General features: G+C 43.1%; 22 protein-coding genes. 11 read left to right on the forward strand and 11 right to left on the reverse strand.

Features of this window, described 5'->3' with window-relative positions; all coding sequences use genetic code 11:
* Positions 1–79: 79 nt before the first annotated feature.
* Entirely contained in the window at positions 80–1,606 is a 1,527-nt protein-coding gene (locus MHB63_00745; GenBank protein ID MEK3805113.1) for a Ppx/GppA family phosphatase, read from the reverse strand.
* Between the two features lie 190 nt (positions 1,607–1,796).
* On the opposite strand from MHB63_00745, the gene MHB63_00750 reads away from it, so the two are divergent.
* The 4 genes from MHB63_00750 to MHB63_00765 all read left to right on the forward strand — a co-directional run bounded on the left by MHB63_00750 (position 1,797) and on the right by MHB63_00765 (position 5,868).
* Complete coding sequence (locus tag MHB63_00750; GenBank protein MEK3805114.1) at positions 1,797–2,291, forward strand: L,D-transpeptidase family protein; 495 nt, start codon at positions 1,797–1,799, stop codon at positions 2,289–2,291.
* Positions 2,292–2,380: 89 nt separating this feature from the next.
* Positions 2,381–3,670: an MFS transporter gene (locus tag MHB63_00755; protein MEK3805115.1), complete on the forward strand. Its 1,290-nt coding sequence runs from the start codon at positions 2,381–2,383 to the stop codon at positions 3,668–3,670.
* Between the two features lie 124 nt (positions 3,671–3,794).
* Complete coding sequence (locus tag MHB63_00760; GenBank protein ID MEK3805116.1) at positions 3,795–5,318, forward strand: HD domain-containing phosphohydrolase; 1,524 nt, start codon at positions 3,795–3,797, stop codon at positions 5,316–5,318.
* An 82-nt stretch (positions 5,319–5,400) separates the two neighbouring features.
* Positions 5,401–5,868 carry a YkyB family protein gene (locus tag MHB63_00765; GenBank protein ID MEK3805117.1) on the forward strand — a complete coding sequence of 156 codons (468 nt, stop codon included), beginning with the start codon at positions 5,401–5,403 and terminating at the stop codon, positions 5,866–5,868.
* Between the two features lie 62 nt (positions 5,869–5,930).
* On the opposite strand, the gene MHB63_00770 is transcribed toward MHB63_00765, so the two are convergent.
* Complete coding sequence (locus MHB63_00770) at positions 5,931–6,833, reverse strand: chemotaxis protein (GenBank protein ID MEK3805118.1); 903 nt, start codon at positions 6,831–6,833, stop codon at positions 5,931–5,933.
* Between the two features lie 98 nt (positions 6,834–6,931).
* The gene (locus MHB63_00775; protein ID MEK3805119.1) at positions 6,932–8,251 is read right to left on the reverse strand and encodes an MFS transporter; all 1,320 of its coding nucleotides are present in this window, start codon (positions 8,249–8,251) and stop codon (positions 6,932–6,934) included.
* Positions 8,252–8,505: 254 nt separating this feature from the next.
* Here MHB63_00775 and MHB63_00780 point away from each other — a divergent pair, with 254 nt between their 5' ends.
* Positions 8,506–9,789 (forward strand): NCS2 family permease, encoded by a 1,284-nt coding sequence (locus MHB63_00780; protein MEK3805120.1) that lies wholly within the window; start codon positions 8,506–8,508, stop codon positions 9,787–9,789.
* Between the two features lie 161 nt (positions 9,790–9,950).
* Here the strand turns inward: MHB63_00780 and MHB63_00785 are convergent, their stop codons facing one another.
* Together MHB63_00785 and MHB63_00790 are read right to left on the reverse strand one after the other, a co-directional pair.
* Positions 9,951–10,436: a DinB family protein gene (locus MHB63_00785; protein ID MEK3805121.1), complete on the reverse strand. Its 486-nt coding sequence runs from the start codon at positions 10,434–10,436 to the stop codon at positions 9,951–9,953.
* 57 nt (positions 10,437–10,493) lie between these two features.
* Entirely contained in the window at positions 10,494–11,744 is a 1,251-nt protein-coding gene (locus tag MHB63_00790; GenBank protein MEK3805122.1) for an ATP-binding protein, read from the reverse strand.
* Between the two features lie 228 nt (positions 11,745–11,972).
* Here MHB63_00790 and MHB63_00795 point away from each other — a divergent pair, with 228 nt between their 5' ends.
* The 4 genes from MHB63_00795 (at position 11,973) to MHB63_00810 (ending at position 13,816) form a co-directional block, all read left to right on the forward strand.
* On the forward strand, positions 11,973–12,530 hold the full coding sequence (locus MHB63_00795) for a PadR family transcriptional regulator (protein MEK3805123.1): 558 nt from the start codon (positions 11,973–11,975) through the stop codon (positions 12,528–12,530).
* A complete protein-coding gene (locus MHB63_00800) occupies positions 12,520–12,984 on the forward strand; it encodes a GNAT family N-acetyltransferase (protein ID MEK3805124.1) in 465 nt (154 codons plus the stop codon). The genes MHB63_00795 and MHB63_00800 overlap by 11 nt, the downstream gene beginning before the upstream one ends.
* Positions 12,985–13,115: 131 nt before the next feature.
* Positions 13,116–13,313: a hypothetical protein gene (locus MHB63_00805; protein MEK3805125.1), complete on the forward strand. Its 198-nt coding sequence runs from the start codon at positions 13,116–13,118 to the stop codon at positions 13,311–13,313.
* Positions 13,314–13,450: 137 nt separating this feature from the next.
* On the forward strand, positions 13,451–13,816 hold the full coding sequence (locus MHB63_00810) for a hypothetical protein (protein MEK3805126.1): 366 nt from the start codon (positions 13,451–13,453) through the stop codon (positions 13,814–13,816).
* Positions 13,817–14,042: 226 nt separating this feature from the next.
* Here the strand turns inward: MHB63_00810 and MHB63_00815 are convergent, their stop codons facing one another.
* Positions 14,043–14,597: a TIGR00725 family protein gene (locus MHB63_00815; protein MEK3805127.1), complete on the reverse strand. Its 555-nt coding sequence runs from the start codon at positions 14,595–14,597 to the stop codon at positions 14,043–14,045.
* Positions 14,598–14,699: 102 nt separating this feature from the next.
* Positions 14,700–15,671, reverse strand: a complete 972-nt coding sequence (corA, locus tag MHB63_00820; protein ID MEK3805128.1) for a magnesium/cobalt transporter CorA — start codon at positions 15,669–15,671, stop codon at positions 14,700–14,702.
* Between the two features lie 155 nt (positions 15,672–15,826).
* Between corA and MHB63_00825 the strand changes: the two genes are divergently transcribed.
* A complete protein-coding gene (locus tag MHB63_00825; GenBank protein MEK3805129.1) occupies positions 15,827–16,975 on the forward strand; it encodes an aminotransferase A in 1,149 nt (382 codons plus the stop codon).
* 43 nt (positions 16,976–17,018) lie between these two features.
* Here MHB63_00825 and MHB63_00830 read toward each other — a convergent pair whose 3' ends face one another.
* The 4 genes from MHB63_00830 to MHB63_00845 form a co-directional block, all read right to left on the reverse strand.
* Entirely contained in the window at positions 17,019–18,830 is a 1,812-nt protein-coding gene (locus MHB63_00830; protein MEK3805130.1) for a PAS domain S-box protein, read from the reverse strand.
* A 299-nt stretch (positions 18,831–19,129) separates the two neighbouring features.
* A complete protein-coding gene (locus tag MHB63_00835; protein MEK3805131.1) occupies positions 19,130–19,303 on the reverse strand; it encodes a hypothetical protein in 174 nt (57 codons plus the stop codon).
* 43 nt (positions 19,304–19,346) lie between these two features.
* Positions 19,347–20,018, reverse strand: coding sequence for a carboxymuconolactone decarboxylase family protein (locus MHB63_00840; protein ID MEK3805132.1), 672 nt, complete (start codon positions 20,016–20,018; stop codon positions 19,347–19,349).
* A gap of 119 nt (positions 20,019–20,137) precedes the next feature.
* Positions 20,138–22,264 (reverse strand): penicillin-binding protein 2, encoded by a 2,127-nt coding sequence (locus MHB63_00845; GenBank protein ID MEK3805133.1) that lies wholly within the window; start codon positions 22,262–22,264, stop codon positions 20,138–20,140.
* A 386-nt stretch (positions 22,265–22,650) separates the two neighbouring features.
* On the opposite strand from MHB63_00845, the gene MHB63_00850 reads away from it, so the two are divergent.
* On the forward strand, positions 22,651–23,409 hold the full coding sequence (locus MHB63_00850) for a CAP domain-containing protein (GenBank protein MEK3805134.1): 759 nt from the start codon (positions 22,651–22,653) through the stop codon (positions 23,407–23,409).
* Positions 23,410–23,442 lie beyond the last annotated feature (33 nt).

The following is a 23,442-nucleotide window of genomic DNA, read 5'->3' on the forward strand; positions in this document are numbered from 1 at the left end:
TGTGTAAAGATTATATGTGGTTTATGTAAATGCTGCAGAAAAAAGAAGAGCATCTCCTCTTCTTTTTTCCTTTACTAATCTATTGCTGAAACTTCAATTGAATGTTTTTCTTCAGCAATTTTTCAAGATTCTTTTTTTGTTTTTCTGCCTGGTACTCCTCTGGCATAAAATTGCCTTCACAATAAATCGTGCACACTGTACGGTCGATATCATCCTGCAGGCTGACTGAACGGACAACATTTCTTTTTGTCGCATTCAGACTATAGGCAAATTTTATAATCGCCCCAAGCAGCATAATGTTGTGCTGCTCCACCTTTGAAAACCAGTGTTTGAAAGGAGCTGAATATTGTTTGTAGGCAGACTTGCTTTTAAAGGAGGCGATCAGGGCAAGCTTCAGTCTGTCTCTGTGGGAAAGACCGTCTATCGTGCGGTTGGCGATCAGGTAAAAAGTATGCTGGCTGCTTGATTCGGAATCAATGTACTGTCCGAGATTATAAACAAATGATCCTTTCCTGATCAGGCGGATATCTTCTTCTGTATAAGAAATTTTCCCCGCAGCAGCTAAACCGGAATACAGCTCAAGGGCAATTTTTGTGACATGCTGCACGTGATCAAGGTCAATGTCATAATCACTCAGCAATTCGTGAAAGCTTTCTTCAATGACACTCGGAAAAATGGCTGTTCCTGTGCCTCTCGTAAGCTCTTCATAAAATACCCCGTCCCTCAGGCCCTTTCGGCTCAAGATAAACCGGTCTGAGGCCGTAATGTCGCTCAGAGTGACAAAAACCTGCGCTGCCGGAAGAATAATATCAGCCCTGTCTTTTGACAGACCCTCCGTTCTTTGCAGCTCATGCATGGACATAGGGGAGAGAAATTGCTGAACATCCAGGAGATCGTTTGCCGACATTTCATATAAGTGGACGCCGGCAAGCGGATATTCCTGCATGGCCTGATGGATTTGAACAATATTCCGGGCACTTCCCCCAATACCGACAACCGGCAGACGTTTATTGATAAGCCAAGGCAGTGTTTTGAAGTTTTCTTCAAGGTAAATCCTTAGGTCGTGCAATTCCGTCTTTGTCGGTTTTTCCCCTTTTACAAACTCTTTTTTTAAAGATAGAGCACCGAAAGGAAAGCTGTGATAATTTATGAGCTTCCGGTTTTCAAAGTAGGTAATCTCGGTACTCCCCCCGCCGATGTCAATTGTAATTCCGCTCCTGATCTGAGTGGAATTTACGGCTGCAAGGAAACCGTAATAAGCCTCTTCATATTCGGAGAGAATGCGGATTGTAAAATCTGTTTTTTCTTTGACTATTCCCAGTACGTCGTTCTTATTGACAGCCTGTCTGACGGTCGCCGTAGCTGCACACTTCACATCTTTAAGGTCATGATGCCTCGTTACTTCCTGAAAACTGAGCAGAGATGAAACTAAAACGGTGATTCCTTCGTCGTTTAAGATGGACTCATCTGTTAAATAATTCCTCAGCCTCGCCGAAATCTTTACATTTTCAATTTCTTTGAGTCTCCGGCTTTTATCGCGCTGATAAATAACCAGTCTCATTGTGTTGGAGCCAATGTCAATAATCGCATATTTTTCCTTAATCATCTGCTCAACTCCTCTGAATATACAAAAAATTATATCACAGCAAGGGAAAGGAATGGCACACCGGGCGGAAACAAAATCCATATGTGCACATATGATGCTTTAACACACCGGAACTGAGCAAGTGCCTGATCAATCCGGAGCCTAATCATGTAAAACGAAGTATTCATCACAAATAAAGCGGTGAAAACAGATGATCTATCTTGTAAAACCCGGTGAGACTCTCACCTCTATAGCCCAGGACTTCCGCATCAGCCCGGCAGTTCTCATTACTGCCAATCAGCTTTCAGATCCAAATAAATTAACCGCCGGACAGCCTCTGATTATTCCCGGGCTGCCTGAGCCTTCCTCCATTCCTTACAGCATCATGATATCGATTGGCCGCAGACAGCTGACTCTGCTGAATAGAGGACAAGTGATGAAAGTCTATCCGATAGCTGTCGGCAAAATTCTTTCAAGAACCCCTATTGGAGAATTTGTCATTGTCAACCGCCAGCCTAATCCGGGAGGTCCGTTTGGAGTGCTTTGGCTCAGCCTGTCAAAAATTCATTACGGCATACACGGAACGAACGATCCAAGCTCAATTGGAAAGGCTGTTTCAAAAGGATGCATACGCATGCAGAACAAAGATGTCCTTGAACTCGGGTCCATTGTCCCGAACGGAACAAGGGTCTCCATCCGCCAGTAAAATTTTTACAAAACCTTTATGTTAAAATGAACATGTTTCTATTATAATAACTACTGTGACTACTATCCTGCAAAATAAGGAGCAGCATAATGAAAATCTTTGAAAACAGAAATTTTGTGAAGCTCTTTTTTGCCGCACTCGCTTCGCAAATGGGCACTACAATCGGAAATATGGCCTTTGCCTTTTATTTATTGGACCGTTTCAGCCACCAGCCGTCCTATGCGACACTGGCAGAACTGATGTATTCACTTCCAACATTGTTTGTTTTCTTTCTGGTCGGGGTGGTTGCAGACCGTTTTGACAGAAAAAAAGTAGCTGAAAACTGTGACTGGATCAGAGCATTTCTGACTGTGCTTCTGTTTGGTTCCTTATTTTTGAATTCCATCCCGCTTATCTTCTTCCTGCTCTTTTTAAGAAGTGCAGTGACAAAATTCTTCTATCCTGCCGAAGCGAGCCTCGTGCAGGGAATTTTAAGTAAAGAGCAGTATGCGCAGGCTGCAGGGTTGAACCAGATTCTCTTCAGCATCTTTATGGTTTTCGGGGTTGGGCTCGGCGCAATTGCCTATCAGACAATCGGACTGAAGGGCGCCGTGGCTTTCGATTTTATCAGCTTTGTCATCTCTGCAATACTCATCCGGCGATGCAAAATTCCCATGGAGGCAAGGCTTCCGAATGGAAAAGTGAAATGGAAAGATTTCAGTATTTCTTCCACTTACCGTGATTTTAAAGACGGCATTCTGTATATTGTAAAAAACAAACTGCTTGCTTCGCTCGTGTTCGGTTTCTTTGTTTTCGGGTTTGTAAATGGCGCTTTTTCCATCCTTCCGATTTTTACTATGAAGTACGAGCTGTCGCCTGACAATTACGAAAAGTATGCGTCATTTTTCGCGATTTCTCTTGGAGCCGGCCTTCTGGCGGGAAGCCTCATCGGTACACTTATGTCTTCGAAATTCAAGCCGCATCAAATGATGATTTATCCGATTTTCGTAAGCGGCATTCTGATTTTCATGCTCGGTCTGACCGATCATCTTGGCATTTTTCTTGCCACTGTGTTCATTATTGGGACATGCATTGGACCGATTAATGTTGCCATTGGGGGCTGGATGCCTAAAATCGTGCATCCAAAACTGATGGGCAGAGTAAGCGGATGGACAGACCCATTGATGATGTTTGCACAGTCCCTGACCCTTGGCATTATTGCCGTAGTCTTTCCGAAATTCATCAGCAATATTGAATATCTCTACTATGGAATGGCCACTGTGATTCTTTTCGTTTTCCTTTTCTATGCCCTTACTTTGCCAAAGCTAAGCAAAGAACTTGAATATTCCCAGAAAAAACTTGCACAGCGGACAGGAAAAGAACAGATCCATATTTCGTAAGACGTTTTCACGGCAGCAGACTTCATCTGCTGTCTTTTTTTTCAAGTTTTCAGTGTCCCGGTAAAGATTCAGAAAAAACAGCCGATATTACTAAAGAAGTATTGACTGAAAGTTGGGTCCTGAATTGACAATATATAAAGAGTTTATAACAAAGCTGATCATTCATAATTTTACTGCTTCTTTATTAGCTGTATTTGGCGTGGGTTCCGTTCTTATTTTTACTACATTAACAGTCACTCCATCTGAAGTCATGCTGCTTATGCTGCTGCTCTTGTGTTCGATTATCTGCATGAGCCTATGTGAATGGGCACTGTTCCGGAGACACATCGCACCGATCAAAAACGTTTTCAAAGAGAGTGATACCTCTTTAGATACACTGGATGCTGCTTTCAGACAGACTCATCGTCTTCCCCTTTTAAGTGTATACAGAATTTTGGGTCCGCATCTTTTTGGGTTTTCTGTTCCGGCTTGTATGTTTGGAATCTACCTTATCAACAATAACTTGCTGAATATCCCGCTATCGTACATTCTTCCTGCTTTTGCAGTCACTTTTTTAGTTGCGGGCATGCACAGCGTCATTGAATTCTTTTTATGCTCCAAAGCGGTGAAGCCTATGCTTATTACCCTCCGCAATAAAGGTCTTATGCTCTATGGGAAGGATCTTGTACCAGATCGGGAAATCCCCATCTCTTTAAAATCCAAAGTAATGTTCAGCGCCATTTACATTGGTGTATATCCCCTGCTGTTATTTGCTCTTGCTTCACAGCTGCGTTTTAAGGAGAATGTGTCCCCGGGATTGCCTGAATACTGGAGCTGGTCCTTGCTGATCGTAATCATGTCTGTGCTGTTTGCAGTGTTTGGTTCTTTTTTGCTGTTCAAAAACATTTCTGAACCTATTGAGAAGCTTCAGGAGGGCATGGCTGAGGTTGAACAGGGGCAATTCCATTACCGGAATGAGGTTTATTCGGATGAGTTTGCAACGGTTATCGCAGGCTTTAATAAAATGATACGCGGGCTCAAAGAGCGTGATCAAATCAATAATCAGCTACTGGAAAGTTTGTATACAACACTTGCTTCAGCTCTTGATGCAAGAGATCCTTATACCGCGGGCCACTCCATCAGAGTAGCGGAATATTCCGTTATGATCGGCAGGGAAGCAGGGTTATGCGAAGAAACACTTGATGATTTGAGGAAATCAGCGCTTCTTCATGATATAGGCAAAATAGGCATTAAAGACAGCATTCTCATGAAAGAAGGACGCCTGACAATGTATGAGTATGAAGAAATAAAAAAACATCCGGTCATAGGCGCCGGAATCCTCCTGAGTGTTCAGCCTGCTGAAATGCTGCGGCCGCTCATACCAGGTGTCAAATATCATCATGAGCGATTTGACGGTCACGGGTACCCTGAAGGTCTTGCCGGAAATGACATTCCTCTTTTCGGAAGGATTATGGCCGTTGCTGATGCCTATGATGCGATGACCTCTGACCGGCCTTACAGACGGGGGATGCCGTCTGAGACTGCGCTCTCCATTATTAAAGAGGGCCGGGGCACGCAATGGGATCCTGTTTATGCGGATTATTTCCTGAAGATCATGGATTCGTTTTCAGAACGTCAGCTGATGAACGAAAACCGGGAAAACGGGTGATTGATTTTAGATTAAGTTTGCATTTTACACCTGGAAACGTATAATTTAGAATAAGCGAATAAATGTGCAAAGGAGAGAGAAAATGGACGATCAGCGAAATCAGCCGCTTAAACCAACGACAGATAATGTAGCAAAAGCAATCTATATCGTAAACCGCCATGCTAAGACGGCGCCAGACCCGAAATTTTTATATATGCTGAAAAAACGGGCACTTCAAAAACTATTAACCGAAGGAAAAGCAAAAAAAGAAGGACTGCACTTTTCCAATAATCCTAAAAACAGCAAACAGCAGTCAGACGTTCTTATATCTGCCGGAGAATATTATTTTCATATGCCTCCCACTAAAGATGACTTCGAAAATCTCCCACATCTCGGTTCACTGAATCAGTCGTACCGAAATCCAAAAATACATTTATCCCTGGCAAAAGCAAAAGCACTGCTTCAGCAGTATGTCGGCGTAAAGGAGTCGGTTTCAAACCGCCCTTCTACCAATAAACCTGCACCTACATACAAAAAACCTGTATTTAAACGCTTGGGCGAGAGCTATTGAAGAGAAATAAGAAAGAGCCATTTCATCATACGGAAATGGCTCTTTCTCATTTATACTGCAATCTAAAGGATATATTGATCAATCATGGAAACGAGCTCAGCAATTTCAGGTTTGCTTACCTGCCCGTCTGCCCCGACTTTTCTTCCTTTATGTTTAAGATCCTCCGTTATGAGCGATGAAAAAATGAGAACAGGCAAAACCGCAAGCGTCGTATGCTCCTTGATGCGCTTCGTCAGATGGTGGCCGTCCATTTGCGGCATTTCGATGTCTGTAATCACCAGCTGCACTTCATCTTTTAATGCACCGCCATTGCTGCACAGCGTTTGAAGGTACTCCAGTGCGTCTTTGCCATTTTCAAAAAATTCCAGATTTACAAATCCCGCTTCCTGCAGCGTATCATGCAAAAGCCCTCTGAGTAATGGCGAATCCTCTGCGATGACTATTTTCTTATCTGACCGCTCGCGCTTGCCGAGCTTTTTTATTTGATTTAAGTGAATGCCTGATTCCGGATTAATCTCAACAATCAGTTTTTCAAAGTCAGGCAGAAGAATCATCTCGCCGTTCCATTTCACGACTCCTGTAATCTGACTTTCGAGACCCTGGTACAGCCGGGACGGTTTTTCAATCAGGCTCCATGAAATCCGGTGAATTTGAGTGACGCCATGCACATGAAAGATGACCTTTTGTTTATTAAATTCCGTCACAATCAGCTTGTCTGCAGAAGAATTCGGATTCTCCCCCAGGCCAAGTGCTTTTGCTGTATCCACTACAGGTAAAACTTCCCCTCTCAGCTCGGTAATGCCTTCAACATCCGGATGGGCATGAGGCACTTTTGTCATAGTCTGAAGCTGGATGATTTCTTTCACTTTAATGACATTAATCCCGAATTTCAGACCTGCTACAGTAAATTCAACGATTTCAAGCTCATTTGTGCCGCTTTCCAATAATATCTCTGTCTGCTGCATCGTTTTCTTCCTCTCTATAGTTACACATACCTTATATATCGGAACAATTCGATCTTTCTCAACCGGACAATGAAAAAAAGCCTGAGGAAATCTCAGGCTTACGCTTCATTGTCAGGAACAAACATATGGACAGCAAGCCCGATGCCTGCAAGTATCATCAGAGAGCCAATGGCAATCCTGCTTGCAAGATCACCGTAATCTGCAAGAACAAGTGTAATAGTTCCGTATAGAAGCGGCCCGGCAATGGATGACACCTTGCCGGAAAAGGCAAAAAGCCCAAAGAACTGTCCCCTCTTGTTTTCCGGCGTCAATTCTACAATAAATGTCCTTGAAGTGACCCACATAGCTCCAAGAGAAACTCCGAATAAACTTCCAGCAACCCAGAACATGGCTGCATTAACAGCAAATGCAGCAAATGCCAGCGCTATGACCAGGATGATTCCAACATACATGATGCTTTTTTTCGTTCCTGCTGCCCTTGTTATATATCCAAAAAGAAAAGACCCGGCTATGCTTGCCACCGTTGAGACAAGGTACAGCAAAATAAATTCACCTGAAGAAAATCCAACAATAGCCTTTGAATAAACAGCCATCATCGCTACCGCTGTGGCGATGGCATCGTTTAAAAAGAAATAGGCAATCATGAATAAAAAAACGGCTTTATACGTTCTTACTTCCTTAAAGGTCCGGATAATTTCTCTGTAGCCATCCAAAAATCCCGTCTTTTCCGCTTTACCCGCAAAAGGCTTATCTTTTACAAAGAAAAAAAGCGGAAGTGAAAAGACCAGAAAAAGAAGGGCTGTCGGAATAAATGCCCTATGAAAGCCTGAATCTCCAATAAGCAGATAAACACTGAGGCCGACAAGGGTCCCGACATATCCTACGGCAACACCGAATCCTGATATTAGAGGAATCTGCTTTCCAGTGCCTAAATCAGAAATCATCGTATCATAAAAGATCAGGCTTGAATGGTAAAAGAATTTCGCCATGATAAAGAGCAAAATAACGTACACTAAACCGGCGGGGAGTCCAAACAGCGTATAAGAAAACTCTGTCATTCCAAAAACGCCCATAAGTATGGTGCACAGCACGGTTATTAAGGTAAAAGGAATAATATATGCTTTCTTTTTCCCCGATCTGTCAATTAATACGCCAAACAGCGGAGAAAACAGAACGAGCAGGAAGCTTGCTGCTGCATTGGCATAGGATATGAATGAACTTGCAATCTGATCCAGTCTTTCGTTTGCGCCAATTACTTCCTGCAGATAAAAAGGAAAGAAAATGGTAGTAATATTTGATGAAAAGATAGTGTTCGCAAAATCATACAGCGCCCATGACAGAATGGGGAGCGACAGGTACAGTCTCCATGCCCTCTCCTTTTGAAGAGTCAACGTGTCAGGCTTTTCTAATTGTGCCATTTAGCATCCTCCGTTTTCTTTTTGTATGGTTAACTTCTTTAAACAGAGAGCAGCCACCTGCCCGTTTACAAAAAATTAACGTGAACGAGCTCCTGTATGTTTAATAAGAGTCATGATAGTAAAGCCTCTCACAGAAAATGACAAATAAAGATAATGCACAAAGTCTTCCCTCTTGGTATAATGCTATATGTGAATCGGCTGATGCCGGTTGAACGGGTTGGGTCGAGGGTTACTTTTTAAGGAAGGGTTAAAAATTGCATAAGTACTTTCAGCTTGAGCAACATGACACGACAGTCAGAAAAGAGCTGCTCGCAGGAATGATTTCCTTTTTTACGATTGTCTACATCGTAGCCGTAAACGGTGCGATCCTGGCTGACGCCGGCATTCCGATTGAAGCAGGCATTATCGCGACCATTCTTACATCTTTCATTGGCTGCGTACTGATGGGCTTTATTGGAAAAACACCGATTATTCTAGTTCCAGGGATGGGGGTGAATGCGTTATTCACCTACACAATTTGCGGTTCAATGGGACTCTCCTGGCAGGAAGGTCTTGCGGTCGTTTTTGTCTCAGGACTTCTTTTTGCACTTGTTGCATTCACGAAGCTCTCTGGCATCATCAGCGCTTCCATACCTGATTCGCTGAAAGAAGCGATTACGGTTGGAATTGGAATATTCCTCACGTTTATCGGTCTGCAAAAAGGCGGTATTGTCACCGGAAGCGAGACGACTTTTGTCAAACTGGGTGATTTTACAGACCCCCATGTCTTCGTTACGCTGATTACATTAGTGATCACGATTGTGCTCTTTGCCAGAAACATTCCGGGCAATTTCCTGATCAGCATACTTGCCGGTTCAGCAATCGCTGCAGGATTCGGCTTGATTGACAGCTCTGAAAGTAGCGGATCCTCCTTTTCGGCAGCTTCGTATACTCAGGTTTTTGGCGCCATGTCATTTAATCAGGCAGCAGATCTTGCATTCTGGACGGCCACTTTCTCACTCACGATGGTCATTGTGTTTGAGAACATCGGCCTTGTTCATGGACACGTCAATATGATCAGCAGACAAGACAGGTACAGCAGTTCGCTCAGGGCAAACGCCATTTCTGCCATTACAGCGGGTTTATTTGGAACAAGTCCAACAGTAAGCACGGTCGAAACAGCTGCAGGCATTCAGGCAGGCGGACGCACAGGACTGACTGCCATAACAACAGGATTCCTTTTTTTAGGTTCACTGTTCTTTCTGCCATATCTTAAATTGATTCCAGACAGTGCAATTGCCCCTATTTTAATTTTAATCGGCGGGCTGATGATTCAGAATATCCAAAACATCGATCTGAAAGATTTTACGGAAAGCTTTCCGGCCTTTTTGATCATTGCACTCATTCCCCTTACCTACAGCATCGTAGACGGAATGGCCTTTGGATTCATTGCATATCCAATCTTAAAACTTGCCATGAAACGCACAAACGAAGTGGCGCTGCCGCTCTACATCATCGCGGCGCTGTTTTTGGCGAATTTTATTACACATAGTATCTAGAAAAGCGGAATCGCCCTGTTAGCTCCGGGAGTCCAATATAAAAACCCAGTTCAAGTTGAACTGGGTTTTTTACTGCTTCTTAATCATTCTTATCACAATATACAGGGCTGTAAACAAGAATATAGCACCGGCAACGGCGAGTGCCTGCATGAGAAAAGACATCATGAAGTCCTGCTTTTCTCCATTTTTTTCAGAAATGCGTCAATCTGTGCTTTATGATGCAGGTCATGATGAATGAACTCTTCCATATAACCTGCAATGGTAAACGGATGATCTCCGATGCTGAATTTAAAATCAAATTCTTTTCCTGTAAAAGACCGGAATCCTTCAACAACGGCAGACCGAGATTGAGTGAACTCCTGAATAAGCGCCTTCTTCCCAATTCCGCTTTTCGCATACTCCGCTGCCCTGCTGTTGACTGCCTCAATATCAGGGAATGGATCTAAAACAGCGTTCATATGTATGTTCTGCAGTCTCTGCTCAAGGGTACACCTGTCCCATGAAATAAGATGTGAAATTATTTCAGCTATGGACCATTTTCCATGATCAATCGGATGATGCCATAGCTCTTCGCTTGTAAACTCCAATGAGATGACCCAGTTTGTAAAGTCAGAATAATGCTGATTCATTTCATCTATTGTTTTCATCAGTCTCCCCCTTTTCCGTTATACATTCTCTCCGAACGTACGTTTCTCCTTCTTCTGTCAGTGATTCATTTCCTGAAATAATTGAAGGCTAATGATTACACAGGTGCCCTTTCCAAGCTCACTTTGGTATTCGACTGTGCCGCCCATTTCCCGAATCAGCCTGTTTGTGATCATCGATCCAAGACCGGTGCCTTTTGATTTTGTGGTATAGAACGGCAAACCGAGATTTTTTCTTACTTCCTCAGTCATTCCTTTTCCGTTATCGCTGATGGCAATGCTGATGGTGCCGTCTGCATCATTCGTTATTTTGGTTATTTCTACTTCTCCGCTGTCTTCAATGGATTCAATTGCATTTTTAATCACATTCATCAAAGACTGCTTAAAGAGATGGATGTCCCCATATACTTCATTTCTCCCGTCAGATTCGAAAGACAGGCTGACATTGGAATAATACCCGAGCGGTTTCAGCAGCTCTATGCTGTCTACAAGCACATCATCAATATCAATCTTCGTCATCTCACGATTTCCGGGCTTTGACAGCAGCAGATAATCTGTAATAATTTTGTTTGTCCGGTCCAGTTCTTCCAAAATCAAAGGTGAAAACTTCTTCAGATTTTCATCACCTGTATTCTGCTGTATATATTGGATAAATCCTCTGACCGTTGTGATTGGATTGCGGATCTCATGGGCAATGGCGGCTGCCATTTGGCCAATTGTCGTAAGTTTATCCATATAAACCATTTCATCAAACTGCTTATTTGTTTTTATAAGGCTTTCAATAATATAAATCATCGAAATACATGAAAAGTAAAAGGTCAGGAAATAGACAAAGTAAAAAGGAAGCCCCAGAAAATTCATCTTAGAGTAAATGATCAGGATATAGACAGCAAAATAAACGGCAAAAATGATGCTTCCGGACATGTATTTATTGCTTGACTGAAGAAACGCCCTTCTGAACAGCAGTGCCATAACATAGGCAAAGACTGTAACAGCAATCCCGATCAGATAGAACTCTCCGCCGATTAAAAATCTGGCAAAGCATGTTACAATAAGGACAATTCCACCTGATATAAAGCCGGAATACAGGGTAATAATCATTACAACAACCATTCTCAAATCAAAGTTCGTGTCCCCGAGTGTTTCAATCGGGTAGGCCATGCAAAGAAGAGCGCCAAATGAGCTGATCAGCCCGTAAATGATTTTCTGTTTTAATGCCGGCTTTTGCGTTGAATGAAACGGAAAAAACAGGTTTGCATTATAGGTTAGGGAAAATAGAATTGTAATATTAACCAATAGCGGTTTAATCATTTGCAGCACACGTATTCCTCCATAAAGGAACTATTTTTTCAAACACTTTATTTTACAGGATAGAACAGAAAATAGATAGATGGTTCATTTACATTCCCACCGATACCTTTCCCTTTTATCGAATTAGTGAACCTTCATGTAAAATCGTTGCTAAATGGTCAAACTAGACTATATAATCAAAGTAAGCTGATAAAGAAACACCAGCTTCGGTAAAGCGAGGTATGCTGTATGTCAATGAAATTGGTCATACTTGGGCTCTTAATGGAACAGAATGCCCATCCCTATGAAATGAAGCAGATTATGGAACAAAGACATATGGACCACTTTATGAAACTGCAGAAAGGCTCCCTGTATTATGCAGTTGAACAGCTTTACAAGAAAGAGCATATTGAAATTGTTGATATTATTAAAGATACGAACAGGCCTGATAAAACGATTTATTCGATTACCGAATCAGGGAAAAAGCTCTTTCACAAAATGATTCTGGACGAACTGTCGAGCGACTCAAATCTGTATCACCCTCTTTTTACGGGCGTTGCTTTTACTCTCCACAGCAATCCTCAAGAAGTGGCAGAAGTTCTTGAAAAGAGAGTGGAGCTGACAAAAAAAAGAGTGGCAGAGCTTGAAGGAATTCTTGATTTATATAAGAGGCTTCCGAGAGCTGTTATTCACTTAATTAGGGGATCAATCCTGCATGGAGAAGCAGAACTTGCCTGGTTAACGGATTTAATTAAAGATGCGCGTGCAGAAAAATTAAACATATTTGGTGGTGCTGATGAAGATTAGATTATTTGAACAAAAAGATCTTGAATCTGTCATCAATTTATATATTGATACAGTCAATGAGATTAATGGCAGAGACTATTCACCTGATCATATCCATGCACTGGCTCCAAAAAGTCGGGATCATTATGAAAATTGGGGAGACCTGCTTTCAGTGAACACGACACTCCTTGCAGTAATAAATAAAAAAATAACAGGTTTTGGCACACTGACGCATAACGGAGACATTCATTTTTTATATGCTCATAAAGACCATCAAAGGACGGGAACCGGATCTGCCCTTCTTGAGGCACTCGAGAAGACGGCAAGAGATTTGGGCCACAAAAAGGTCACTCTCAATACGGGAATTACAGCCCGGCCCTTTTTCTTGAAAAGGGGCTACTCCGTTTTAACTGAACACTACGTATCTATTGATCCCATGCTTTTCATTCAGTACAAAATGAAAAAATACCTTTAAACCTCCTGTAAACGATTTCGATTTGGCGATTTTATGACATCTTCTTTTCAGCGGCAGATTTCATTCAAAAACATGGTAGAATTCTAAATGTGTTTTTTGAGTGATCTCTAGTAAAAGAAGGTGTTTTTTCGGTGGGAACCGTATTGCTGTTTCATGAAAATCAGGATATGACTGTTCTTGAGGATGTTCCTGAAGAAATATATGTGCAATTAAAAGAAAATGCCGGCTCAGAGTCGTGCAGCTGTAAAGTGAACGGCAGAACAATGATTCTTCCTCCCTTTCATTTCGCCGTCTGGCAGGAGCAGATGGATTGGGATTTCGGCTATTAATGTCCCGTACGCAAAAAGGAACACTCAAAGAAGTGTTCCTTTTTGCGTGTTGCTGCACGCAGTCCGGTATTCCATTCACTCCCTTCCTCGTTGATGCATACTGTGTGTTGTAGGCTAATGAGGAGAGGAATGTTTATATGTACAATCCATACGATCGTCAGGGATTTCCAGGTTTTCCGGGAGCAGGCTTTGGTCCTGGAGGAGGTATGCCGCCTGGTCCGCCGCCAGGGTTTGGAGGAGGAGGAACGCAGGCACCGACAGGACCGCCTCCAAGTCAGATCCCACAGCAAAGTCCATCACTATTTGCAGTAGACCCGGGAGCCATCAGCGGATGTCTTTTCCGGTTTACGTACGTTTGGCTTAACAATGGAAACAGCTTTTGGTTTTACCCGACATTTGTCGGCAGAACATCCGTCGCAGGGTACAGATGGAGACCGCGCCAATTCAGATGGGACTATTTCGGAATAGACACGCAGCGGATTGCTTCGTTTTCTTGCAGGTAGCCCTGAAAAGCGGAAGCGCCTTGCTTAGCTCCGAAGGACAGAAAAGGCTCCGCCGGAAAAAGCCGATTTTGCTTTTTTTGGCGGAGCCGTTCTGGCCGAGGAGTTAGGCGCTGGAGCTAGACAATGTGCAGAGCGCAATGAACGAAATGACTTCTTAACTCCTAAGCATAGTAAAGAAATCACACGAAAAGCGGACGGCCAAACAGCACGTCCGCTTTTATTTTTATTAATCTCCGATAATCCCTGTATTTTTCATTTCATCAAGCGGATGTTCGATTCTTAAGAACGCTCTGTCTACTGCCATTTTTGCTGAGTCCGCGTAGTGAATTTCCACGGTCCGGCGCTCGTCAAGATAGGCTCCTTCAAATGCGGCTTCCTTCAGTTTCGCCGCCCACCCTCCAGATGTTTCAATAACAACGGCAGGCTTTTTATTCATATAGGCAGCAGACAGCTCTCCCAATGTTCCATTTCCTCCCCTGATCATAATTATCGCATCTGAGGAATGAACCAGCACGAGACTTCTGTAATCAAAGGATAAGCCCGTCGTAATCGGAACATCCAGGTAATCGTTGGCAACATGTGTCTCATCTCCTGCCAGAATCCCGATGACAAGACCTCCCGCTTCTTTTGCCCCTTTGGACGCAGCCTCCATCACTCCGCTTCCGCCGCCTGTCAGCAGGACGGCATTTCGCTTGGCAATTTCAGCTCCCACTTCTTCACTTATTGCCCGCACTTCTGCAGGGATCTCTCCCGATTGGCCAATAACAGCAATTCTTTTCAAACCTTCCACCGCCTCAGTCTTTTCCTTTATTATACTATCATTTTCCTCTTCATTCTTTTAATTAAACGTAAAAAAACTGCCCGAAGGCAGCGTGTATTTGCGTTATAGCTTTGTTCCTTTATGATACCTGAACCAGCCCATTTTCGCGAAAAAGTAAATCATTCCCGCTGCAATCAGCACCATAATGCCCACAACAATAAAGTAATTGTATTTGCCGGCAAGCTCCGGCATGTACTGGAAGTTCATCCCGTAAAGCCCAGCAATAAATGTGAGCGGAAGGAAGATGGACGAGATGACCGTCAATGTCATCATGACTCTGTTCATTCTGTCTGAACTGATGGAAAGATAGCTGTCCCTGATATCTGCGCTCAGCTCTCTGTTCGCATCAATCATTTCAACAAGCTTCAGCAGGTGATCGTATATATCCTGAAAATAGATCTCATCTCTGATATAGGCTTTCAGACTGCTGGAACTTATCATCCTGTACAGCAGGTCCCGCATTGGAATAATTGTTCTTCTCAGCTTATACAAATCTGTGCGGATATCAAAAACACCTTCCATCAATTCGCTGATAGTCAGATCCTTTGTATTTTCCTCGATTTCATTCAGCAAATCCTCAAGCTTATAGACAGGAGGGAAATATTCATCTACCAGCTGATCCATCAGCTGGTGCATCAAAAGGGAAGGCCCCCCTTCCTTCAGACCTTCGTCCTTTTTCAGCTTAAACCAAATATTATTCAAATCCCTGATCGGCTTTTTATGGAAAGTAACAGCGTAATTTCTCGCAATAAAGAGATCAAGCTCTTCGGCATCAAGTGTTTTTTGCTGGATGGCATGCATGACAACAAACAGATAGGTATCATAAGTATCAATTTTCGGTCTCTGAACAAACTCCACACAGTCTTCAATAGCTAAAGGATGAAAGCGGAAAAATTTGCTCAGCAGTTTCGTTTCCTCTGCAGTAGGATCCTGAAAATCGACCCAATACCATTTAATTTCGGGTTTTCTCAGTTCTTTAAGGGGCAGGTCATAAACAACCTCCCCGCTGGATTGAACGGCTAATGTACGTATCATTCTGTCACATCTTTCTTTGTAGGTAAATGTATTTTTGACCTTTACCCTTCTTAATATGTTGCTAAACACGCGCAGAATGGGTGAATTAGTCTGAATAATTGTGTATGATGGTAGAATAACACGTTATTTGATTACTTAGAAAAAGGATGAACATGATGGAGCACCTTATTAATCAGCAGGTTAAAAACATTCAGATTTCTGGCATCCGCCAGTTTTTCAATATGGTCTCAGAATTTGAGGAAACCATATCACTCACAATCGGCCAGCCGGATTTTTTAACTCCAGCTCATGTAAAAAAAGCCGCCATTGAGGCGATTGAGAGCGATTTTACAACTTATACCCACAATGCGGGCTATCCAGAACTCAGAGAAGCTGCCGCTGCTTTTGTAAAAGAAAAGTATGGACTTTCCTATCAAGGAAAAGATGAAGTGATTGTAACCGCCGGAGCCAGTCAGGCCATTGATATTGCATTCAGGACCATCCTTTCTCCGGGAAGCGAAGTCATCCTGCCTGGACCGGTCTATCCAGGCTATGAGCCAATCATCTCACTGTGCGGAGCCAAAGCGGTGCACGCTGATACAACCGGACACGGGTTTAAATTAACGGCAGAACTGATCAGCAGGCATCTGACAGAAAAAACGCGGTGTGTCGTCCTGCCGTATCCATCCAATCCTACAGGCGTTACACTTGATGAGGAAGAGCTTATGAAAATTGCCGAACTGCTTAAAGGCAAAGATCTTTTCATTTTGTCAGATGAAATATACAGTGAACTTGTTTTTGATGGAAAACACCGTTCGATCGCATCGTTCCTGCGTGATCAGACAATCGTCATAAACGGGCTTTCAAAATCACACAGCATGACCGGCTTTCGAATCGGGTTTGTGTTCGCACCGGCTGCCATCAGCAAGCATCTGCTGAAGGTGCATCAGTATAACATATCCTGTGCATCCTCCATCTCGCAAAAGGCTGCTCTGGAGGCCCTTACTGCAGGCAAAAACGATGCAGCACCTATGAACGGGGAATATTCAAAAAGAATGAACTATGTGTACAGGAGATTGACGGAGATGGGGCTTCCGACTGAAAAGCCGGACGGATCCTTTTACATTTTTCCTAGCATCAAGCATTTCAATGCCTCGTCTTTTGATTTTGCCTATTCTCTTGCAAAGGATGGGGGGGTGGCTGTAGTGCCCGGGAGTGCATTTTCTGCTTTGGGGGAAGGATACATCCGGATCTCTTATGCCTGCAGCTTTGAACAGCTAAAAGAGGCGATGGACCGGTTTGAACACTATATAAAAAGCCGATAAGATTGGCCAGCGGACGCTATATGCTTCGCTGGCTTTTTGCCTTTCAAGCTTCCGGCAGCTTCAGTGAAAAAACCGTGCCCATTCCAGGCTCGCTCTCAATGCTCATGCTGCCTTTATGATTTTCAATGATTTTATAAGTGATCATCAAGCCAAGGCCTGTTCCCTTTTCTTTCGTCGTGTAGAATGGTTCGCCGATTTTTTTCAGGGCTTCTTTAGGTATTCCCTCCCCTTCATCTTTCACATGCACAAAAATGAAACCTTCCGCTTTTTCGAAACGAAGCTGAATGGCTCCTCCTTTAGGCATGGAATCAATCGCATTTTTAATCAGATTAATGAACACCTGTTTCAGCTGGTTCTGATCACAGTGGATAAACAGCTTTTCTTCCTGGGGAACGGTTTGGATGATGACATTATTCATGATCGCCTGCGTTTCAAGAAGCGTTGCAACATCACTTACCAGAGCTGTTAAGTCCGTTTTTTTCAGGACCCTTTCCTGAGGTTTTGCGAGCATCAGCAGCTCGCTCAGGATCAGTTCAATCCGGTTCAGCTCAGAAAAGACAATTTCGTAGTACCCTTGATCGTGACGGTTTGAAGAATGCATAAGCTGCAAAAACCCCTTGATAGCCGTCAGCGGATTGCGGATTTCATGGGCAATGCCGGCTGCCAGCTGTCCTGCTACGGAAAGTTTTTCAGAGCGAAGCATCAGTTCCTCTGCCTTTTTCCGGTCAGAAATATCCCTTAAAATGACCTGAACGGCCCTTTCGCCAAAATAAGTGGTGGGAATGCAGACCATTTCCGTATAAATTGTGCTGCCGTTGTATGTATGCCAGGATTGCTTCGTTACTTCCACTTCAGACTTTTCTTCGACAATACTGCGGAGTTTCTCCCTCACCTGTTCATGATCTTCCTGTTCCAATAAGGCAAAGACGTTTTTGCCGAGCATATCAGGATAGTCTCCAGCTTCAAAAAGCTTTACTCCCGACTCATTAATAAAAACCCATTTGTCTCTGTGAATAACGGCAATAGTATCAATGGAATTCTGAATCAGGAGCTGATACCGTTCCCTGCTTTTCTGAAGGATTTTCTGGAACTTCTTGCGTGATGAAATATCAATCAGAACGACCAGTTCCGCCGGCTTGTTTTTATAAATGGCGGGGGCCGCTTTAATTTCCACTTCAACCGGTGTTCCGTCAAGCCTTCTCCACGTTTGTTCAATAAGGCCTACATAGGAGCCCTGCTGCATTCTTTGTATGCGGTTTTTTACAATGTCATGGTAATCATGATCGATGATATCAAGAACATCTTTCCCAAGAAGATCTTCTTTTGAGGATCCTCCAAGCAGATCAATAAGGGCCTGATTTACATAGCAAAGCTGACCCTTCTGGGATATAAACAGGGGACATGGCAGTTTCTTCAGCAGTTCTGTCGCATGAACACTTATTTCCTGTGATTCTTCACTTAAAAAGGGATTATTCAGCTGCACACGCCTTGCCGGATCTCCATGCTGGCTTGGTTTTGGAATTTTCAGCTTAAGAATAATCTGATTTTCCTCTGCAGCTGCTGTTCTTATAAAATCAATATCAGCTTCCAGCCATATATAGGTTTCATTCTTTAACATGAAACGAAAGGTGCACGGATGAAGATGATGTTCATTGTAAAAATAGCTCTCCACTAAAAAAAGATCGTCTTTATGAACATATTCCTTCAATGTCGTGCCAATCATTTCACTGCTTTTAAAGCCCAGGTGCTCTTCGCTGTTTGCAGACATAAACTGAAACCTGCCGCTGTCGTTCATCACTGCAAACAGCTCTGCCTGCGGCAATACCTGATATTCGCTTTCTGTTTCCTGCTTCATGCATTGCCCCCCTTAATATGTAAATCACAACACAATACCGTGCTATCTGCTTTTGGGAAACAGCAGTCAAAATGATCGTCATGCGGGAGACTGAGGGAGAAAAATGAAGAAACAAGGAAGCAGATGATCTTCGCCTGCAGAACGTTCGATTTTACTTAACAAAATTCGATTCTGTCTTTCAAAATTCCTTTATGATTTCCTGAAAAAGTTAATTTTTTCTGAAAAAGAAAGCGCATGTTATCATGATTGTTAAACGGCGGCCATAAAAAAAGCAAGCCGGTATGAGATCCGGCTTGCTTTTATCCTTTATATTCACCAGCATTTTTTGAAGCTTTTTCTTTCTTTGCTTTTTCTTTATGAGCACGGTTTGTAGCGGCGCTTCCCAGTTCATTGCTGAACTCAGAGTCCGTTTTGCTTGAGTCAAAGCCTTTTTTGTTCTTCTGATCAGCATCGTTTTTGTTTGTTTTAGACATGTTCATCCCTCCTTTTACTTACCTTAGTTTTGGCATGTGCGCTTCAATTATGTGTAGAGTTTTCGTTTTCACCCTCAAAGGATTTCAGCATATTCACCGCATGTGTGACAACGCCGCCTGACCTTAATAGTGCTGCTGTTATTGCCGCTTCCGCCAGTTCTTCCATAGAGCAGCCTTCCTGTTTGGCACCTGCTGTATGGGAGGCAATGCAATAGGGACATTCTGACGTGTGCGCCACCGCCACTGCAATCAGCTGCTTTTGTTTGGCCGAAAGCTTGCCCGCAGCCATTGCCTTAGAAAAAAAAGCATGGGCCGAAGCTCCGATTTCCGGAGTCAAATCGGTCATCGTTTTTAAATCAGCAAGATCAGAGCTTTTATAAAATGCATCTGCAGCATCTCCGTCGTATGCCCTGTGCATCTGCATTCTATGGGCATAGGCACCGCCTGCTTCGATTGCAGCCGAGACCATAACTGCTTCAAATAATTCCTCCGCACTTGCCCCTTCTTTCTTTGCTTTTTTCGTATGAAAATCAATGCAGTAAGGACATTCCGTTGCATGAGAAACAGCCACAGCAATGATTTCCTTGTCCTTTTTTGTTAAATGTCCGTCACTCAGCACCGCTTTGCTGAATGCAGTATATGACTGATAAAGCTCAGGCGCAAGATCAGGAAACCTCTTCATAAGCTGAATGTTTTCAGGAGAGTAAAACCCCATGTGATCCCTCATTTCTTTGATTTAACCTATTTTTTCCTACTATATAATGGGTTACTCTGATTTCAGAAAAAAAGGCAAAGAAAAAAGCCTTCCTGTGAAGGAAAGCTGAAGTCTGCCTGTTATTCCTGCCCGGCTTCTTCCTGTGAAGAGGCATCAGCCGAACTGTCTGCATCCTGATTCTGAGGTTTAGGATCTAGGTTTGCATAGGCTTCGATTGCGCGCTTGGCGATATTTTTGTTTACAGGATGCCCTGCCCGCAGCCCAGTATAAGGAACCAATACACTGATAGCTACTTCAGGCTTTGATGCAGGGTAATACCCTACGAAAGCTAAATTATTTGTATCAGTACCCCAATATGCTTTCTTGCTCAGCTCACCATAATAGCTTGTTTGGGATGTTCCAGTTTTCCCTGCTACATCGTATTCACCAAAGACTCCTGCTGCCGTACCTTCAGTTTTTGTAACGGCTTCAAATCCCCGCTGCACTTGTCTTATGTCTTCCGGTGAGTTATTTATTCGATTTAGAATAGTTGGTTCATGTTCAGTTACAATCGGTCCAAGCTGTTTTTCTTCATTCGGTGAATGTATACTTGTTACAATCCGCGGTTCAACACGGTAGCCTCCATTAGCTATAACGGATACGTACTGAGCCATTTGAAGCGGAGTATACGTATCAAACTGGCCTATTGCCATATCGACAAGCTTACCCGGATCACTCGCACTTGTTTGCAGACCAATTGATTCATTAGGAAGATCAATTCCTGTCGGCACACCAAGTCCGAATTGGCTGTAATAATTCCGCAGACGCTGATAATCACTCGCTGAAATATCAAGAGGTCCATTTGGAATGTATGTCTCCCCTGCAATTTCAAGAGCGATTCTGAACATATAAACGTTTGAACTTTTTTGAAGAGCTCTTATGTCAGAGACAGGCCCCATATTTCTGACTGACTTTTTATCAGGAGCACCTTTCAGTTTCATCGGAGTATCAACGTAGACAGTGCCCCTTGGTATTCCATGTTGATATCCAGCCAAAACAGTTGCCCCTTTAATAGTAGAGCCTATTTCATACTGAGTTGTAAAGTTCCCTACAATATAATCGTTTATCTTCCCCTCTTCAAAACTGTACTTCTTACCCGACATGGCAAGCACGTCGCCTGTATGAGGGTCCATCATGACCGCAAAGGCTCTGTCCACGAGGTAATTTCCGGATTTTCCGCGGGCAACTTTCAGTTCTTCTTCGACAATTTGATCGAGCTGCTTCTGCAGATCAAGGTCAAAGGACAGTTTTAGATCATAGCCGCGTCTTCCCTCGTCGATGACCGATTCGGAAATGACATTGCCGCTTGTGTCCGTCACATATTGCACTTTTGATTTTCTCGGATTCAGATAGTCCTCGTACTGATACTCAAGGTTGCTTCGTCCAACCCGTTCGTTGCGTGCATATCCGCGGGCTGTGTAATATGATTTTCTTGCTTCAAGAATTCCCTGTTTAGGAGTTGTAACACTGCCGAAAACCCCTGTTAGAAGGTCGCCGTTAGGATAGGAACGTTTCCAGTCCGTGATGATATCCACACCCGGCAGATCTTCAAGATTTTCAGCCACGCGTGTCAGCTCGTCCTTTGTCAGCTCTTCATCTTTTGTCAGGCCTGTAGCTGTTACAATTTGGGGCTCATAGGCATAGCCGGATGAAAAACGGGTATAAAGAGCCGCTATTTCAAGTTCTACAGGATTTGCTTTTAATGCATCCAGTTCTTTTACTGGTACCCGGTCGATCTGAAGTTTATAGGTTTCACTGCCTTTTTTCGATTTTTCCTTTTCTGTTAAGAGGTCTGCTGCCTCTTCAGGATTCGTTGCCACCCAGTAGTCCTTCAAATCCCGTTCCTTAAGAAAATCGGATGGAACGTCAATTAATGAAGCCAGTTTCGCAGCAGTCTCGAGCTTGTCTTTTGCTTTGGTTGTTTTTTCAACCGTATACGTAATCGCGTCTACACCGATGTTTTCAACAAGGACATTTCCGTTCCTGTCATACATCTTGCCCCGCGGAGCAGGAAAACTGGCATAGTTGGACTCTGTGCGGCTGACTTCCTTGGAAAACTCCTCTCCCTGGACAATCTGCACAACACCAAGCCGGATAATAAGTGCTACAAACAGCAAAAACACAAAGAAAAAGAAAACGTTGATGCGGATTAAGCGTTTTTTCTTTAATTTCCGCAAATCCGCCTGACTATTGCCTTGCTCAGTCAACGCAGTTTATCTCCTTTCAAAATCGGATTCATCCGATTGTGGGTTCATTCATCTAATTACAATCCTATTGTAACACTTGTGTAATACTTGTTACACAAAAATGGGGGTAAATTTTTTGTCAAGAAACAATTCAATGAAAAAGTTAGTTTTGATGGATAATGCTAGAAATCATCCGTCCTTTATGTGTTTGGACTGACAGCTGTTTAAATTGCTGAAAAGTCTTTGCTGACTGGGCTTTATGAGACTTACAATTTGTAAGGATGATAGATTGACATTCAGCATGAGTGTCAATGGAAAGCACTGGCTGATATATTACAAGAATCGTGTGTTACGATATGTGTGTAGCAAGGAACACAACAAAAAAAACTCTTAGGAGGAATTTTTTCATGAAAAAGAAGTCTATTGCACTTTCAGTTGCAGCAGCAGCTACTATTTTTACATTTAATGCGGGTGGACAAACTGCAGATGCAGCAGCTCCACAGCAATCAAATATGCAAGTTAAAGCTTATCAAATTGCCGGTCAAAACTGCAATTTAAATCAGGAACAAACACAGGATATGCTGAAAAACATCAACAATCCTGAGCTTCAAAAAATGGTTGAAGAGCAGCTGAGCCAGTTTAAAGCACAGCAAGGACAGGCTGCACCGCAGGCACCTCAGCAAGAGCAAGCTCAAGCGCCTAAGCAAGAAGCAGCTCCAGCACCTGCACAGCAGCAGGCACCTGAAGCAAAAGAAGAAGCTCCAAAGCAAGAGCAAACTCAGGCTGCAGTAAGTGAATTTGAGAAAAAAGTTGTAGAGCTTACAAATGCAGAGCGTGAAAAGCAAGGTCTAAAACCTCTTCAGCTTGACGAAGAACTAAGCAAAGTAGCTAAAGAAAAGTCTAAAGACATGCAAAGCAAGAACTACTTTGACCACAACAGCCCAACTTACGGATCACCATTTGATATGATGAAAAAGTTCGGCGTTGAGTATACAACTGCAGGCGAAAACATTGCAAAAGGACAAGCTTCTCCTGAAGAAGTTGTACAAGCATGGATGAACTCTGAAGGTCACCGCAAAAACATCATGAACGCTGACTTCACACACATCGGTGTGGGCCACGTTGAAGAAGGCAACTACTGGACTCAAATGTTCATCGGAAAATAATAGAGTTTGATCGTCATAGACAGCCGGGATATC

The organism is Bacillus sp. FSL H8-0547, from assembly GCA_038002745.1.
Taxonomy (GTDB): domain Bacteria; phylum Bacillota; class Bacilli; order Bacillales; family Bacillaceae; genus Bacillus_P.

Coding starts and splice junctions, on each gene's coding strand:
- MHB63_00775 (MEK3805119.1), bottom strand. CDS start 8,251: ATGGCACAATTAGAAAAGCCTGACACGTTGACTCTTCAAAAGGAGAGG.
- MHB63_00800 (MEK3805124.1), top strand. CDS start 12,520: ATGAAGATTAGATTATTTGAACAAAAAGATCTTGAATCTGTCATCAAT.
- MHB63_00755 (MEK3805115.1), top strand. CDS start 2,381: ATGAAAATCTTTGAAAACAGAAATTTTGTGAAGCTCTTTTTTGCCGCA.
- MHB63_00840 (MEK3805132.1), bottom strand. CDS start 20,018: ATGGGGTTTTACTCTCCTGAAAACATTCAGCTTATGAAGAGGTTTCCT.
- MHB63_00750 (MEK3805114.1), top strand. CDS start 1,797: ATGATCTATCTTGTAAAACCCGGTGAGACTCTCACCTCTATAGCCCAG.
- MHB63_00810 (MEK3805126.1), top strand. CDS start 13,451: ATGTACAATCCATACGATCGTCAGGGATTTCCAGGTTTTCCGGGAGCA.
- MHB63_00830 (MEK3805130.1), bottom strand. CDS start 18,830: ATGAAGCAGGAAACAGAAAGCGAATATCAGGTATTGCCGCAGGCAGAG.
- MHB63_00785 (MEK3805121.1), bottom strand. CDS start 10,436: ATGAAAACAATAGATGAAATGAATCAGCATTATTCTGACTTTACAAAC.
- MHB63_00765 (MEK3805117.1), top strand. CDS start 5,401: ATGGACGATCAGCGAAATCAGCCGCTTAAACCAACGACAGATAATGTA.
- MHB63_00795 (MEK3805123.1), top strand. CDS start 11,973: ATGTCAATGAAATTGGTCATACTTGGGCTCTTAATGGAACAGAATGCC.
- MHB63_00745 (MEK3805113.1), bottom strand. CDS start 1,606: ATGATTAAGGAAAAATATGCGATTATTGACATTGGCTCCAACACAATG.
- corA (MEK3805128.1), bottom strand. CDS start 15,671: ATGATACGTACATTAGCCGTTCAATCCAGCGGGGAGGTTGTTTATGAC.
- MHB63_00825 (MEK3805129.1), top strand. CDS start 15,827: ATGGAGCACCTTATTAATCAGCAGGTTAAAAACATTCAGATTTCTGGC.
- MHB63_00835 (MEK3805131.1), bottom strand. CDS start 19,303: ATGTCTAAAACAAACAAAAACGATGCTGATCAGAAGAACAAAAAAGGC.
- MHB63_00770 (MEK3805118.1), bottom strand. CDS start 6,833: ATGCAGCAGACAGAGATATTATTGGAAAGCGGCACAAATGAGCTTGAA.
- MHB63_00790 (MEK3805122.1), bottom strand. CDS start 11,744: ATGATTAAACCGCTATTGGTTAATATTACAATTCTATTTTCCCTAACC.
- MHB63_00850 (MEK3805134.1), top strand. CDS start 22,651: ATGAAAAAGAAGTCTATTGCACTTTCAGTTGCAGCAGCAGCTACTATT.